The 13,573-nt window shown below is 70.2% G+C and carries 12 protein-coding genes; 4 read left to right on the top strand and 8 right to left on the bottom strand.

The genetic code is table 11. The annotated features are described in order from the left end of the window. Nucleotides 1-39 precede the first annotated feature (39 nt). Together coaE and rpsA are read right to left on the bottom strand one after the other, a co-directional pair. Nucleotides 40-1,224 carry a dephospho-CoA kinase gene (gene coaE / locus ACQP2H_RS21355; RefSeq protein WP_219463785.1) on the bottom strand — a complete coding sequence of 395 codons (1,185 nt, stop codon included), beginning with the start codon at nucleotides 1,222-1,224 and terminating at the stop codon, nucleotides 40-42. 326 nt (nucleotides 1,225-1,550) lie between these two features. Then, nucleotides 1,551-3,050, bottom strand: coding sequence for a 30S ribosomal protein S1 (gene rpsA, locus ACQP2H_RS21360; protein WP_208569231.1), 1,500 nt, complete (start codon nucleotides 3,048-3,050; stop codon nucleotides 1,551-1,553). Between the two features lie 404 nt (nucleotides 3,051-3,454). On the opposite strand from rpsA, the gene ACQP2H_RS21365 reads away from it, so the two are divergent. Both ACQP2H_RS21365 and ACQP2H_RS21370 read left to right on the top strand, forming a co-directional pair. Next, nucleotides 3,455-4,264, top strand: a complete 810-nt coding sequence (locus ACQP2H_RS21365; RefSeq protein ID WP_219470211.1) for a class I SAM-dependent methyltransferase — start codon at nucleotides 3,455-3,457, stop codon at nucleotides 4,262-4,264. Nucleotides 4,265-4,498: 234 nt separating this feature from the next. Further along, the gene (locus ACQP2H_RS21370) at nucleotides 4,499-4,846 is read left to right on the top strand and encodes a DUF3140 domain-containing protein (protein ID WP_208569232.1); all 348 of its coding nucleotides are present in this window, start codon (nucleotides 4,499-4,501) and stop codon (nucleotides 4,844-4,846) included. Between the two features lie 25 nt (nucleotides 4,847-4,871). Here the strand turns inward: ACQP2H_RS21370 and ACQP2H_RS21375 are convergent, their stop codons facing one another. Next, nucleotides 4,872-5,432 (bottom strand): isochorismatase family protein, encoded by a 561-nt coding sequence (locus ACQP2H_RS21375; protein WP_357536894.1) that lies wholly within the window; start codon nucleotides 5,430-5,432, stop codon nucleotides 4,872-4,874. A gap of 99 nt (nucleotides 5,433-5,531) precedes the next feature. After that, nucleotides 5,532-8,240: a DNA polymerase I gene (gene polA, locus ACQP2H_RS21380; RefSeq protein ID WP_219463787.1), complete on the bottom strand. Its 2,709-nt coding sequence runs from the start codon at nucleotides 8,238-8,240 to the stop codon at nucleotides 5,532-5,534. A 659-nt stretch (nucleotides 8,241-8,899) separates the two neighbouring features. Between polA and ACQP2H_RS21385 the strand changes: the two genes are divergently transcribed. Together ACQP2H_RS21385 and ACQP2H_RS21390 are read left to right on the top strand one after the other, a co-directional pair. Continuing rightward, on the top strand, nucleotides 8,900-9,082 hold the full coding sequence (locus ACQP2H_RS21385) for a hypothetical protein (protein WP_219463790.1): 183 nt from the start codon (nucleotides 8,900-8,902) through the stop codon (nucleotides 9,080-9,082). A 329-nt stretch (nucleotides 9,083-9,411) separates the two neighbouring features. Further along, a complete protein-coding gene (locus tag ACQP2H_RS21390) occupies nucleotides 9,412-9,684 on the top strand; it encodes a hypothetical protein (RefSeq protein WP_219463792.1) in 273 nt (90 codons plus the stop codon). A 110-nt stretch (nucleotides 9,685-9,794) separates the two neighbouring features. On the opposite strand, the gene ACQP2H_RS21395 is transcribed toward ACQP2H_RS21390, so the two are convergent. The 4 genes from ACQP2H_RS21395 to ACQP2H_RS21410 are packed head-to-tail and all read right to left on the bottom strand — an operon-like array spanning nucleotide 9,795 to nucleotide 13,566. Next, on the bottom strand, nucleotides 9,795-10,511 hold the full coding sequence (locus ACQP2H_RS21395; RefSeq protein WP_219463794.1) for an ABC transporter ATP-binding protein: 717 nt from the start codon (nucleotides 10,509-10,511) through the stop codon (nucleotides 9,795-9,797). Continuing rightward, nucleotides 10,498-11,436 carry an ABC transporter ATP-binding protein gene (locus ACQP2H_RS21400; RefSeq protein ID WP_219463796.1) on the bottom strand — a complete coding sequence of 313 codons (939 nt, stop codon included), beginning with the start codon at nucleotides 11,434-11,436 and terminating at the stop codon, nucleotides 10,498-10,500. The genes ACQP2H_RS21395 and ACQP2H_RS21400 overlap by 14 nt, the downstream gene beginning before the upstream one ends. Next, nucleotides 11,429-12,586, bottom strand: coding sequence for a branched-chain amino acid ABC transporter permease (locus tag ACQP2H_RS21405; RefSeq protein WP_219463798.1), 1,158 nt, complete (start codon nucleotides 12,584-12,586; stop codon nucleotides 11,429-11,431). The genes ACQP2H_RS21400 and ACQP2H_RS21405 overlap by 8 nt, the downstream gene beginning before the upstream one ends. Then, nucleotides 12,583-13,566, bottom strand: a complete 984-nt coding sequence (locus ACQP2H_RS21410) for a branched-chain amino acid ABC transporter permease (RefSeq protein WP_208569240.1) — start codon at nucleotides 13,564-13,566, stop codon at nucleotides 12,583-12,585. Before ACQP2H_RS21410 ends, ACQP2H_RS21405 begins: the two co-directional genes overlap by 4 nt. Nucleotides 13,567-13,573 lie beyond the last annotated feature (7 nt).

Raw genomic sequence — 13,573 nt, forward strand, 5'->3', positions numbered from 1 at the left:
CCCGGTGCCGTCCGCACCGGCTGGGGAGGAGGGCTGCGGTCAGGGACGCCAGCCGGTCCGGGTCGCCCACGCCTCCGCCCGCAGGTACTCCTCCGCGGACCACGGGTCGCCCGTGGCGGTGGACCCCGGATCGGGCGGCGCCGCCAGCTCCCGCTCCACCAGCAGGTGGGCCGCCCGTTGACCGGGATCGGCGCGCAGGTGGTCCCGCATCAGCAGGGCGTGTCGCCAGCCGGGGGATCCGGCCACCCGCAGGTGCACCCGTACCGGCCGCCCCGGGTCGGCACCGCCGTGCAGCCGCTCATCCCGGCCCGCCCCGCCGTCGCCGGCTGCCGGTCGGGGTGCGTCCCCCCGGACGTCGGGCACCCTGGGAAATCCGGCGTCGGCGAGTCGCCGCGCCAACACGCCGTCCGCCTCGGCCAGCGACGGGACGGTCACCTGCACGTCGATGACGTCCCGGCCGGCCAGCCCCGGCACAGCGGTCGAGCCGACATGGTCGATCCGCAGGTCGGCCGGGGCGAGCGCGTGCCGGATCCGGGCGGCGAGCCGGGCGTACTGCTGCGGCCAGGTCGGGTCGGGCTCGGTCAGCACCGCCCACCCCTCCCGGACCGCCCGGTGTTCCCGCACGTTGCGCTCGTAGGGCAGCAGGCGGTCCCGCCAGAGCGCGTCCACGGCGGCGTGCAGCTCGTCGAGACCGCCGTCGTTGTCGAGGACCACGTCGGCCGCCGCCCGGCGGCGGGCGTCGTCGGCCTGGGCGGCGATCCGCCGCTCGGCCTCCGCCCGGGTCATCCCCCGGTCCCGCACCAGCCGCGCCAACCGGATGGCCACGGCCGTCTGCACCACCACCACCAGGTGGTACGACGGTGCCAGCCCCACCTCCACCAGCAGCGGCACGTCGTTGACCACCACCGCGTCGGCGGGGGCCGCAGCGGACAGCTCGGCGGACCGGGCCCGTACCCGGGGATGGGTGATCTCCTCCAGCCGACGGCGGGCAGCCTCGTCGGCGAAGACCAACGCGCCCAACGCCGCCCGGTCCAGTGCGCCATCGGCGGTCAGCACCCGGTCGGAGAAGGCGGCCACGATCTCGGCCAGCCCCGCACTGCCCGGCGCGACCACCTCCCGGGCGATCCGGTCGGAGTCGACGATGATCGCGCCCCGCTCGGCCAGTCGGGTCGCCACCGCGCTCTTGCCGGACCCGATACCACCGGTCAACCCCACCCTCAGCACCGACCCAGTCAACCGGATCGGCCCCTGCCCCACCACACCACCCCCGCCCCCACCTCCCACCCGGCACCACGCCACCAGGCCCGTGTTGTCGGCGCACCGCACCGGGAAGCCCGCCCTGGGCACCGGCGGCACCTGACCGCCGCCGACGGGCCGCCTCGCACCCGGAGCGCCACGCGGTGTCAGCGGGGTAGCCGTATCCGACGCCGACGCCAAAGAGCCCCGCCTCCGGTCCACGTTCAGTGGACCGGAGGCGGGGCTCTTCTGGTCAGCGGCTACCCGGGCCCGGGTACGACGTCAGACGTGGTACCCGGTGGCAGCCTCCTGGGTCACTTGCCGCCGGCGAGCTTCTCCCGCAGCGCGGCGAGCGCCTCGTCGGTGGCCAGGGTGCCCGCCGGCTCCTCGGCCTGCCGGCTCGGGGTCGACGAGCTGGTCGAGGTGGTGGTGCCACCACCGGCGGCCACGGGCGGAGCCGGGTTGGCAGCGGCCTCGGCGTCGGCGGCCCGGGAGGTCTGCACCTGCTTGGTGTGGGCCTCCCAGCGCTGACGCGCCTCGGCGTACTGGTTCTCCCAGGTCTCGCGCTGCTTGTCGTACCCCTCGAGCCACTCGCCCGTCTCCGGGTCGAAGCCGTCCGGGTAGATGTAGTTGCCCTCGGTGTCGTACGTCGCGGCCATGCCGTAGAGGGTCGGGTCGAAGTGCTCCTCGCCCTCGACGAAGCCCTCGTTGGCCTGCTTGAGCGACAGCGAGATCCGGCGGCGCTCCAGGTCGATGTCGATGACCTTGACCATGACCTCGGAGCCGACCTGCACGACCTGCTCCGGGATCTCCACGTGGCGCTCGGCCAGCTCGGAGATGTGGACCAGGCCCTCGATGCCGTCGTCCACCCGGACGAAGGCGCCGAACGGGACCAGCTTGGTGACCTTACCCGGCACGATCTGCTGGATCGCGTGGGTGCGGGCGAACTGCCGCCACGGGTCCTCCTGGGTCGCCTTCAGCGACAGCGAGACCCGCTCGCGGTCCAGGTCGACGTCCAGGACCTCGACCTCGACCTCCTGGCCCACCTCGACGACCTCGGACGGGTGGTCGATGTGCTTCCAGGAGAGCTCGGAGACGTGCACCAGGCCGTCCACGCCGCCCAGGTCGACGAACGCGCCGAAGTTGACGATCGACGAGACGACGCCCTTGCGGACCTGCCCCTTCTGGAGCTTGTTGAGGAACTCGGTGCGCACCTCGGACTGCGTCTGCTCCAGCCAGGCCCGGCGGGACAGGACCACGTTGTTGCGGTTCTTGTCCAGCTCGATGATCTTGGCTTCGAGCTCGCGGCCCACGTACGGCTGCAGGTCACGCACCCGTCGCATCTCGACCAGGGAGGCGGGCAGGAAGCCGCGCAGCCCGATGTCGAGGATGAGGCCACCCTTGACCACCTCGATGACCGAACCGCGGACGACGCCGTCCTCGTCCTTGATCTTTTCGATCGTGCCCCAGGCCCGCTCGTACTGCGCCCGCTTCTTCGAGAGGATCAGACGCCCCTCCTTGTCCTCCTTCTGGAGGACCAGGGCCTCGATGTGGTCACCGACCGAGACGACCTCGGCGGGGTCCACGTCGTGCTTGATCGACAACTCCCGCGAGGGGATGACACCCTCGGTCTTGTAGCCGATGTCGAGCAGGACCTCGTCCCGATCGACCTTGACGACGGTGCCTTCGACAATGTCGCCGTCATTGAAGTACTTGATGGTCTCGTCGATCGCGGCGAGGAAAGCCTCCTCGGAACCGAGATCGTCGTGGGTGACCCGGGTGGCGCTCGAGGGGGCCTCGATGCTGCTCGTCATGTGGGCGGTTGCTCCGGTCGGATGGGTTGTCACAGCAGGCGTGGTGTCGCAGTGACCCGTTCGCGCCAGCGGATCCGCCACCGGGCACACCGAACGATCGTCAAGAGAAGACCATTGGTGCTCCGACGACCGCGCACCTGCTCCCTGCCGAGGTACACGATCCACGAGCGCATCGTCTAGCCTACCCGCTGCATTACCACAGCGTGCAAGGCCTCCCGGGTCCTCGCGAACCCGCCAGCTGCGAAAGCGGAGATTTCGGGGAAAAAGCGCCTCCGGTGTCTCATCCGTCACATCCACCCCACGGGACCGACAGCGTACGGCGGTCCGGCACGCCGCGCGCGGCGGGGTCCGGCGGGCGAGACCACCGCAGGGCCTAGCGTGAGCTGGTGAACGACGACGAGCTGGTGGACGACGACGAGCGGGTGCTGCGACGCCGGGTGGGCGCCACCGAGGCACGATGGGCCAACCGGGGCTGGTGGGACGCCGACGCCGACGACTACCAGGCCGAGCACGGCGCGTTCCTGGGCGAGGTCGACTTCCGCTGGTGCCCGGAGGGGCTGCGCGAGTCCGACGCGCGGCTGCTCGGCGAGGTCGCCGGGCGGCGGGTGCTGGAGGTCGGCTGCGGCGCGGCGTCCTGCGCCCGCTGGCTGGCCACCCAGGGGGCGGAGCCGGTGGCCTTCGACCTCTCCGCCGGAATGCTGCGGCACGCCGCCCGCGCCGCCGGCACCACCGGGGTACGCGTCCCGCTGGTGCAGGCCGACGCCCTGGCCCTGCCGTTCGCCGGGGCGTCCTTCGACATCGCCTGCACGGCCTTCGGCGCGATCCCGTTCGTCGACGACTCCGCCGCCCTGATGGCCGAGGTGCACCGGGTGCTACGCCCCGGGGGGCGCTGGGTCTTCTCGGTGACCCACCCGATGCGCTGGGTCTTCCTGGACGACCCCGGCGAGGGTGGCCTGACCGCCGTGCACTCGTACTTCGACCGCTCGCCCTACGTGGAGCAGGACGAGCGGGGGGTGGCTAGCTACGTCGAGCAGCACCGGACCCTCGGCGACCGGATCCGCGAACTGGTCGACGCCGGCTTCCGCCTGCTGGACCTGGTGGAGCCCGAGTGGCCGGCCGGACACCGGGAGACCTGGGGGCAGTGGAGCCCGCTGCGCGGACGGCTCTTCCCCGGCACCGCCATCTTCGTCACCGAGAAGCCGACCGCCAGCTGACCGGTGGCGGCTGCCCGCCCCGCTCCCGACCGACTCCTTGTCACCCGGGCCGTCGGGGCCGGGCTGAGCGGCACCACCGGACACCTGCCGATCACCGGGGTGTCACGTAGCACCGGGTCCGCACCGGTCGTTTCGGTGGACCGCCCCCGGGTACGCGGCGGACATGGCCGAGCAGAGGTTCCGCATCCGCCATGACGGCACCCGACGTCGCCCGCCGACTGGAGGCGGTGCGCGATGAGCCGGGCCGACGATCCGCAGCAGACCTACCGCGAGTTCACCGAGGCGGTGAACATGCGGCCCGGCGAGCTGTCCTCCTGGTTACAGACGGCTGAGTCCAAGCACGTCGGCTGGCACAAGGGTGGACGTGCCGGCGGCGGCGAGTCGGTCGGCCACTCGTCCGGGCGGCGGATCGTCGACCTGCTCCGCCGCAAGCGGGCCGAACTGTCGGCTGCCGACTACCAGCACATGCGCACGGTGATCGGGTACGTGCACCGGCACCTGGCGCAGCGGCCCGCCGGTGACATCCGGGACACCAGGTGGCGCTGGTCGCTGATGAACTGGGGCCACGACCCACTGCGGTGACCGCCCCCGACCGGGGCGGCGGAGGTCAGGCCGGGGCGGCGAAGTCGACGTCCTCCGCCTCGACCGTGCCGGCGGTGCGTCCCGGCGCCGTCTGGTGGGCCCAGTAGAGGTTGGTGTGCGCGACGACCTGCTCGGGCGGTGGAGCACCCCACGCCGTCCGGTCCTGCGTGGTGTGGGCGTCGCCGACCAGCACGGTGTCGTAGCCTCGGACGAACGCGCCGTGCAGCGTCGACCGGACACACGCGTCGGTCTGCGCACCGGCCACCACGAGTCGCCCGACACCCAGCCCGGCCAGCACCGACTCCAGCGCAGTGTCCTCGAAGGAGTCGCCGTAGTGCTTCTCGACCAGCGGCTCGGCCTCGCCGGGGGCCAGCTCACGGACGATCCGCCAGTCGTCGCTGCCCCGGACGAGGTCGGCGTCGGAGTGCTGCACCCAGACGACCGGCACCCCCTCGTGTCGGGCCCGCCGCACCAGTGCACCCACGGTGCCGACGACCTCGTCACGCCGGTGCGTCCCCGCGACGACGCCGTTCTGCACGTCGACGACGAGCAGCGCGGTGTGCGGCCGGTCGTGGAGTGTGGTCATGTCTCCCCCTCGTCCCCGTCAGAATTCCCTGGTCAGGTCGCCGACCACCGACCCGAAAGGCCGTGGCCCAACGGGCCACCGCCCTGGTGGCCGACCGGCCTAGTGGTCGGCGCTGTTCCAGTCCCGGCCCGCGCCGACGGAGACCTCCAGGGGCACCGACAGCGGATAGGCCGCCCCCATCTCCTGCCGGACCAGGGCCTCCAGCGCCTCCCGCTCGTCGGGGGCAACCTCGAAGACCAGCTCGTCGTGCACCTGGAGCAGCATCCGGGAACGCAGCCCGGCGTCGCGCAGCGCGGTGTCGACGCGCAGCATGGCGACCTTGATGATGTCGGCCGCCGAGCCCTGGATCGGGGCGTTGAGCGCCATCCGCTCGGCCATGTCCCGGCGCTGCCGGTTGTCGCTGACCAGGTCGGGCAGGTAGCGGCGGCGGCCCAGGACGGTGGAGGTGTAGCCGTCCTGGCGGGCCCGGGCCACCACCTCGTGCAGGTAGTCACGCACCCCGCCGAAACCGGCGAAGTAGTTGTCCATCAGCCCGCGGGCTTCCTCGGCGGTGATGCCGAGCTGCTGGGACAGGCCGAAGGCGCTCAGCCCGTACGCCAGGCCGTAGTTCATCGCCTTGATCTTTCGGCGCTGGTCGGCGGTGACCTCGCCGACCGGGACGGTGAAGACCGACGACGCGGTGGCGGCGTGGAAGTCGTGGCCGGAGTTGAACGCCTCGATCAGCGCCTCGTCCAGGGACAGGTGCGCCATGATCCGCATCTCGATCTGGCTGTAGTCGGCGGTGAGCAACGTCTGGTAGCCGTCGCCCACCACGAAGGCCCGGCGGATGCGCCGGCCCTCCTCGGTGCGGATCGGGATGTTCTGGAGATTCGGGTCGGTGGAGGAGAGCCGGCCGGTGGCCGCCACGGTCTGCTTGAACGTGGTGTGGATGCGGCCGTCGTCGGCGACCGACTTGAGCAGGCCGTCGACGGTGGTCTTGAGCTTCGCCACGTCCCGGTGCCGCAGCAGGTGCTCCAGCACCGGGTGCGGGTTCTGCGCGTGCAGCCACTGGAGCGCGTCGGCGTCGGTGGTGTAGCCGGTCTTGATCTTCTTGGTCTTGGGCAGCCCCAGCTCCCCGAAGAGCAACTCCTGGAGCTGCTTGGGCGAACCCAGGTTGAACTCCCGCCCCACGGCGGCGTACGCGCTCTGCGCGGCGGACTTCACCTCGCCCGCGAAGTGCGCCTCCAGCTCCTGGAGGTAGTCCAGGTCGGCACCGATGCCGACGCGCTGCATCGCGGCGAGCACCTCGGACAGGGGCAGCTCCACCTCGGCCATCAACCGGGCCGACTGCTCGCCGTCGCGGGACAGCTCGGCGTCGATCGCGTCGGCCAGGTCGAGGGTGGCCCGCGCCTGCAGCATCAGGTTCTGCTCGGCCTCGCCGTCGTCACCGAGGCCGTCGAAGGTGAGCTGCCCGGTCTCCGGCGCGTCGACCCGCAGCTCGCGGTGCAGGTAGCGCAGCGCCAGGTCGGTCAGGTCGTAGGAGCGCTGGTCGGGACGGGCCAGGTAGGCGGCGACCTCGGTGTCCCGGGCGACGCCGGCCAGGTCCCAGCCCCGGGCGGCGAAGGCCAGCCGGGCGTGCTTGCTGTCGTGCAGCACCTTCGGTTGCTGCGGGTCGGCCAACCAGTCGGCCAGGGCGCGCTCGTCGGCCTCGGCCAGCGTCGTCGGGTCCAGCCACGCCGCCGGGCCGGTGGCCAGCGCGAACGCCAGCGCCTCCAGCTGCGGCTCGTAACGCTCGCGGGGTTCCTTCGGCTTGGCCGGCGTCTTCACCGCCACACCGACCTGGGTGCCGACCGGGGCGTGCGTGGCCAGCCAGTCGGTCAACGCGCCGGGCGCGGTGAGCACCTCGGCGGTCAGGTCGAAGCCCGCCTCGGCCTCCGGCTCCACCGCCTCCAGGTACTGGTAGAGCCGGTCGCGCAGGATGCGGAACTGGAGCGTGTCGAAGACCTGGTGCACGGCCTCCCGGTCCCAGCCCTGCCAGCGGGCGTCCTCGGGACGGATCGGGAGCTCCAGGTCGGAGACCAGACAGTTGATCTCGTAGTTGCGGATCACGTCGGCGAGCCGCTCGCGCAGGCTGTCGCCGGCTTTGCCCTTGATCTCGTCGGCGTGGGCGATCACGCCCTCGACCCCGCCGTAGGTGGTGATCCACTTGGCGGCCGTCTTGGGGCCGACGCCGGGGATGCCGGGCAGGTTGTCGCTGGTCTCGCCGACCAGCGCGGCCAGGTCGCGGTAGCGCTGCGGGCCGACACCGTATTTCGCCTCGATCGCGGCCGGGTCCATCCGGGCCAGGTCGGAGACGCCCTTGCGGGGGTAGAGCACGGTCACGGTGTCGCCGACGAGCTGGAAGGCGTCCCGGTCGCCGGTGCTGATCAGCACCTGCATGCCCTGGTCGCGGGCCTGGCAGGCCAGGGTGGCGATGACGTCGTCGGCCTCGTAGCCCTCGCGCTCGACGACCGGGATGCGCAGCGCGTCGAGGACCTCCTTGACCAGACTGACCTGCCCCTTGAAGTCGGCCGGGGTCTCGCTGCGGCCGGCCTTGTACTCCGCGTACTTCTCGGTGCGGAAGGAACGGCGGGAGACGTCGAAGGCGACCACGATGTGGGTGGGCTGCTCGTCGCGGAGCACGTTGATCAGCATCGAGGTGAAGCCGTAGACCGCGTTGGTCGGCTGCCCGGTCGTGGTGGAGAAGTTCTCCACCGGCAGGGCGAAGAACGCCCGGTATGCCAGGGAGTGTCCGTCGACGAGAAGCAGGCGCGGCGTCGTAGCTGTCACGGCAGCGACTCTAGTACGGGATACCGACAGTGCTCGCGCGCCAGCACCGGGTCGTGCGACGACCGACCACCCCCCTCCCGGATCAGGACGCCCTGTTTCCGGATCGGTCCGGCGGCCGGACCACGGCCCGCGCCGCACGCGAGGAGGCCCGCCGCACGCGGTGATCGCGAGGAGGCCCGCCGCACGTGGCGATCGCGCAGGTCGGCGCATCGGACAACGCCTCCGCCGGGAGCGCGAGTGCGCCCGGCGAACCGCCGGCGGCACCGGACCGGCAAGGAATCCACCATTGTTCACCACTGCCCGTGGTACGCGATGGTCCCCGCAAAGCCCGACGGTCCCCGTAAACGTGATGGCCCTCGTAAAGCGTGCCGACCCCCGTGCAGCGCAATGAGCACCACCCTGTCAGCGGTCGAAATCGGCCGCTGTCCCTCGCCGCCGAACACCGGTCACCCTCACGCCGACCTGGCCAGCAGTAGCCCGAATGGGGGACAGGATTACCTCGACTCGCACACCTCCACACCGATTTCAAGGCTTGACATGCATCTTCGACACCAGCATCGTATTGACGAACAGCAACCGAAAGATTGGAGCGGGGGATGAAAAAGCTGGCGCGACGATTAAGCGTCGCTGTCGCTGTCGCGGCGGCCGGTGTCACGCTCGTGGGAAGCCCGGCATATGCCGGGGTCTGGGTGGACGGCGGGCTCTATCAGGTCCTGTCCGACTGCCAGGCCGTCGGTGACGGTCGCAAGCTGATCGGGATGTACCAGACGTACACCTGCACCAAGGAATGGGACAACGTCGCCAAGAAGAACTTCTACCGGCTCCGCGGGTACATGAACTGACGCGGGCTCGCCAGGAATAGCGGCCGGCTCACACCCGACCTTCAGTGACATCACCCGTCCCGTGTTGCGGAAATACGCAGGACGGGCGATGCCGCCATGCCCTGAAACGCTTATTCCAGAAAACGTGAACGGCATATCGAACGGTCCGGGTCGACGCGTGCCTCCGGTCAGCTGACCCGGCGGTGGCCGTCGTGGCGAGCAGGCCGGGGACGCGTACGCCCGCTTATCGGTTCCGGAAAAGCTGGCAGACAACACACAGTGCCGAAGAACAGCGAAACCACGATGGGAGACGACGGAGAGCCATGCGGAAAGTTGCGAGAACCGTTGCGATGTCGGTCCTGGCCACGGCCGGGGCCGTCGCCTTCATGGCAGGTCCCGCACATGCGGGGGTGTGGGTCAATGGTGGCTTCTACTCGTCGGAAGCCGAGTGCCGGAGCACGGGCGCGGCACGGGTCGCGAGCCATCAGTACGAGGCCTACACCTGCACCTTCGGTACCAAGTCGTGCGTGGCGGAGCCGACGGGATCCGGCGTCGCCGTGGGCCTCGTGCCCTTCGACCGGTGCGGCGAGCGGGGATACTTCCTCCGCGGCTACATGAACTGATCCGCCCACCGGCGGGCCGACTCGACGCTGGGGACAGCGGTCGGCCCCGGTACCCACTGACGAACCGGCCGGCGAGTGACTCGCCGGCCGGTTCGTCGTGCCTGGTGCGGTCAGGACACGCCGAGGTACGCCTCCTTGACCGCCGGGTCGGTGAGCAGGTCCTGACCGGACCCCTCCTTGACGATCCGGCCGGTCTCCAGCACGTAACCCCGGTGGGCCCGGGAGAGCGCCTGCTGGGCGTTCTGCTCCACCAACAGGATGGTGATGCCCTGCTGCTGGTTGATCTCCGTGATGATGTCGAAGATCTGTCGGATGACCATCGGCGCCAGCCCCATCGACGGCTCGTCGAGCAGGAGCAGCTTCGGCCGGCTCATCAGCGCCCGACCGACGGCCAGCATCTGCTGCTCACCGCCGGAGAGCGTGCCGCCGGCCTGCTTGCGCCGCTCGGCCAGCCGGGGAAAGAGGGTCATCACCCGGTCCAGGTCGGCGGCGATACCGGCGGAGTCCCGCCGGGTGTACGCCCCCATGTCCAGGTTCTCCAGCACCGTCATGCCGGGGAAGATCTGCCGGCCCTCGGGCGACTGGCACAGCCCCCGGACCACCCGCAGGTCGGCCCGGAGCCTGCTGATGTCCTCGCCGTTGAAGGAGATCCGCCCCTGGGACAGGGTCCGGATGCCGGAGATGGCCCGCATGGTGGTGGTCTTGCCGGCGCCGTTCGCGCCGATCAGTGCCACCACCTCGCCCTCGTTGACGGTCAGGCTGATGCCGTGCAGCGCCTCGATGCGGCCGTACGACACGCTTACGTTGTCCAGCTCAAGCAGCGCCATCGGCGGGCTCCCCCAGGTACGCGGCGATCACCCGCGGGTCTCGACTGACTTCGGCCGGCGCACCCTCGGCGATCTTCCGGCCGAACTCCAGCACCACGATCCGGTCGGTGACCCCCATGACCAGGCGCATGTCGTGCTCGATCAGCAGCACGGTCAGCCCCATGTCACGGATCCTGCGGATCAGGGAGAGCAGTTCCTCCTTCTCCGCCGGGTTGAAGCCGGCAGCCGGCTCGTCCAGACAGATCAGCTTCGGCTCGGTCGCGAGGGCCCGGGCGATCTCCAGCCGGCGCTGGTAACCGTACGGCAGGTTGCGCGCCTCGTCGTTGGCCCGGTCGGCGATGCCGACGAAGCGCAGCAGCTCCAGCGACTTCGCCTCGGCGGCCCGCTCCTCGAGGATGTGCCGGGACAACCCGAACACCTTGGCGCAGGTCCGACGGATCTCCTGCCAGGTCCGTACGATGCCGGACGTGGCGGTCACCTGCGGCAGCTCCTCCGGCTTCGGCTTGACCCGGTACAGCCGGAACAGCGCACCCGGCACGCTGGTCTTGTGCCGGGAGTCCGTCCCGACCATGACGTTCTCCAGCGCCGTCATCTCCGGGAAGAGCCGGATGTTCTGGAACGTGCGGGAGATGCCCATCCGGCTGATCTGGTGCGGCTTGCGGCCGGTCACCTTCTCACCCCGGAACCGGACGGCCCCGGAGGTGGGCCGGTAGACGCCGGTCATCACGTTGAAACTGGTGGTCTTGCCCGCGCCGTTCGGACCGATGAGCCCGAGGATCTCGCCCTCGTAGATCTTGAAATTGATCTTGTCGAGGGCCACCACTCCACCGAAGCGGAGCGTGACCTCGTCGACCTCGAGCAGCACCGGCTTCGGGCCCGGCTGGGCCGGAATCTTCGGCGTCGTGGTGGTCATCTGGTCAGACATGAGCGGGCGCCTCCTCTGCAGCCGCCGCGCGATCCTTCAACTCACGGGCCCGCCGTCGGCTCGGGATGAGGCCCTGCGGACGCAGGATCATCACCAGCACCATGGCGAGGCCGAAGGCCAGCCACCGGTAGTCGGCGACCTCCCGGAACCGCTCCGGTAGGTAGGCCAGCAACACCGCGCCGAGCGAGACACCGATCATGTTCCCCGATCCACCGACGACGACCATGGCGACGAAGAGGATGGAGAGGTTCGCGTTGAACTGGGTCGGGTCGATGAACGCGTTCCGGCTGCCGAAGAGGAACCCGGACAGTCCGCCCAGCGCCGCGCCGATGGCGAAGGCCCAGAGCTTGGCCTTGAACGGGTAGACCCCCATCACCGCAGCGGCGTCCTCGTCCTCACGCACCGCCAGCCAGGCCCTGCCCACCCGGCTGTGCTCCAGCCGGCGGACCAGGAAGACCATCAGCAGCACCATCGTGATCGCCAGCCAGTACCAGGGCTTCGCGTCGATCAGGCCGAAGACCTTGTTGTCCCCCGACGGCGGGCCCTCCGGGCCCGGGATGGCCGAGATGCCCTGCGGGCCGTTGGTCAGACCGGTGGCGTTGCGTGCCACGATCCGGATGATCTCGCCGAAGCCCAGCGTCACGATGGCCAGGTAGTCACCGCGCAGGCGCAGCGTCGGCCAGCCGAGCAGCACGCCGGAGATCAGCGTGAGCACGATGGCGAGAAGCAGGCAGACCGCCCAGGTCACCGCCCACGTCGGCGGCAGGTCGAACTCCTGCTGGATCCACTTGACCACCGGCGAGTTGACCGAGCCGAAGAGCGCGACGCTGTAGGCGCCGATGGCGAAGAACCCGATGTAGCCCAGGTCGAGCAGGCCGGCCAGGCCGACCACCACGTTCAGGCCGATGGCGACCAGGACATAGATGGCGCAGACGAACAGCACGCCGGCCCAGTTGTTGCCGCCCGCGATGGAGTCGGTCCGCAGCCAGGTCAGGCCGGGGATGCCGAGCAACGGCAGGTAGTACAGGAAGGCCACCAGAGCCACGATCGCCGCAGCCTGCTGCCACTTCGGCAGCGCCCGGAACCGGTCGCCGACGGAAGTCAGCACGCTGACCCGTCGTCGGTCTGCGGAGCGAATCTTGTCGATCATGCGCGGGCCCTCCCGAGCGACTCGCCCAACAGGCCGGTCGGGCGGAACATCAGCACGACGATCAGCACCACGAAGGCGATGACGTCCTCCCAGTTGGAGGCGAAGAGCGTCGCGCCGTAGACCTCGACGATGCCGAGGAACAGGCCACCCACCAGGGCGCCCCGCAGGTTGCCGATGCCGCCGAGCACCGCGGCCGTGAAGGCCTTGAGACCGAGTACGAAGCCGATGCTGTTCTGGGTGAAGCCGAACCGCATGCTCCACAGCAGTGCCGCCGCACCGGCCATGATGCCACCGAGCATGAAGATCAACATGATCACACGCTCCTGGTTGACGCCCATCAGCGCGGCGGTCTCCGGGTTCTGCGCCACCGCGCGCACGCCCCGGCCGTACCGGGTGCGGTTGATGAACCAGTCCAGGAGGGCCATCATCACCACGGCCGACACGAAGACGATCAACTGGATGTTGGTGATCGCGGTGTTGCCGATCTGGAGCAGCGTCTCCTGCTGGATGATCGTCGGCATACCGACGATCTGCCGGGCCCGACCGAACAGGGTCGGCAACGCGCCACCCGCCACGTCCGGCAGGAGCAGGCCGAAGACCTCGACCAGCACCAGGGAGATTCCGATCGCGGTGATCAGGAAGATCAGCGGTGGCGCGTTCTTACGGCGCAGGGGGCGGTAGGCGATCCGTTCGATCGCCAGGGCGGTACCACCGGACGCGATCGCTGCGGCGATGAGGCCGAGCACCAAGAAGAGCACCGCCTGGCCGATCGGCGGGTTGTTCTTTACCCCGAACGCGGTCCACAGGCCCAGCACCGCGAAGGTGCCGACCATGAAAACCTCGGAGTGGGCGAAGTTGATCAGGCGCAGGACGCCATAGACGAGGGTGTAGCCAAGAGCGATCAGGGCGTAGATGGCACCCTTGGACAGGCCGTCCACGGTGTGCTGGCCGAGGTGTCCGATCAGTTCATCGAAATGCACGGGGTCT

The sequence above is a fragment of the Micromonospora sp. CA-248260 genome, from assembly GCF_050942205.1.
Taxonomy (GTDB): domain Bacteria; phylum Actinomycetota; class Actinomycetes; order Mycobacteriales; family Micromonosporaceae; genus Micromonospora; species Micromonospora antibiotica.

What these genes read in the sequence shown, in the direction of transcription:
- rpsA (WP_208569231.1), bottom strand. Translation starts at nt 3,050, where the DNA reads ATGACGAGCAGCATCGAGGCCCCCTCGAGCGCCACCCGGGTCACCCAC.
- ACQP2H_RS21370 (WP_208569232.1), top strand. Translation starts at nt 4,499, where the DNA reads ATGAGCCGGGCCGACGATCCGCAGCAGACCTACCGCGAGTTCACCGAG.
- ACQP2H_RS21375 (WP_357536894.1), bottom strand. Translation starts at nt 5,432, where the DNA reads ATGACCACACTCCACGACCGGCCGCACACCGCGCTGCTCGTCGTCGAC.
- ACQP2H_RS21390 (WP_219463792.1), top strand. Translation starts at nt 9,412, where the DNA reads ATGTCGGTCCTGGCCACGGCCGGGGCCGTCGCCTTCATGGCAGGTCCC.
- ACQP2H_RS21395 (WP_219463794.1), bottom strand. Translation starts at nt 10,511, where the DNA reads ATGGCGCTGCTTGAGCTGGACAACGTAAGCGTGTCGTACGGCCGCATC.
- ACQP2H_RS21400 (WP_219463796.1), bottom strand. Translation starts at nt 11,436, where the DNA reads ATGTCTGACCAGATGACCACCACGACGCCGAAGATTCCGGCCCAGCCG.
- ACQP2H_RS21405 (WP_219463798.1), bottom strand. Translation starts at nt 12,586, where the DNA reads ATGATCGACAAGATTCGCTCCGCAGACCGACGACGGGTCAGCGTGCTG.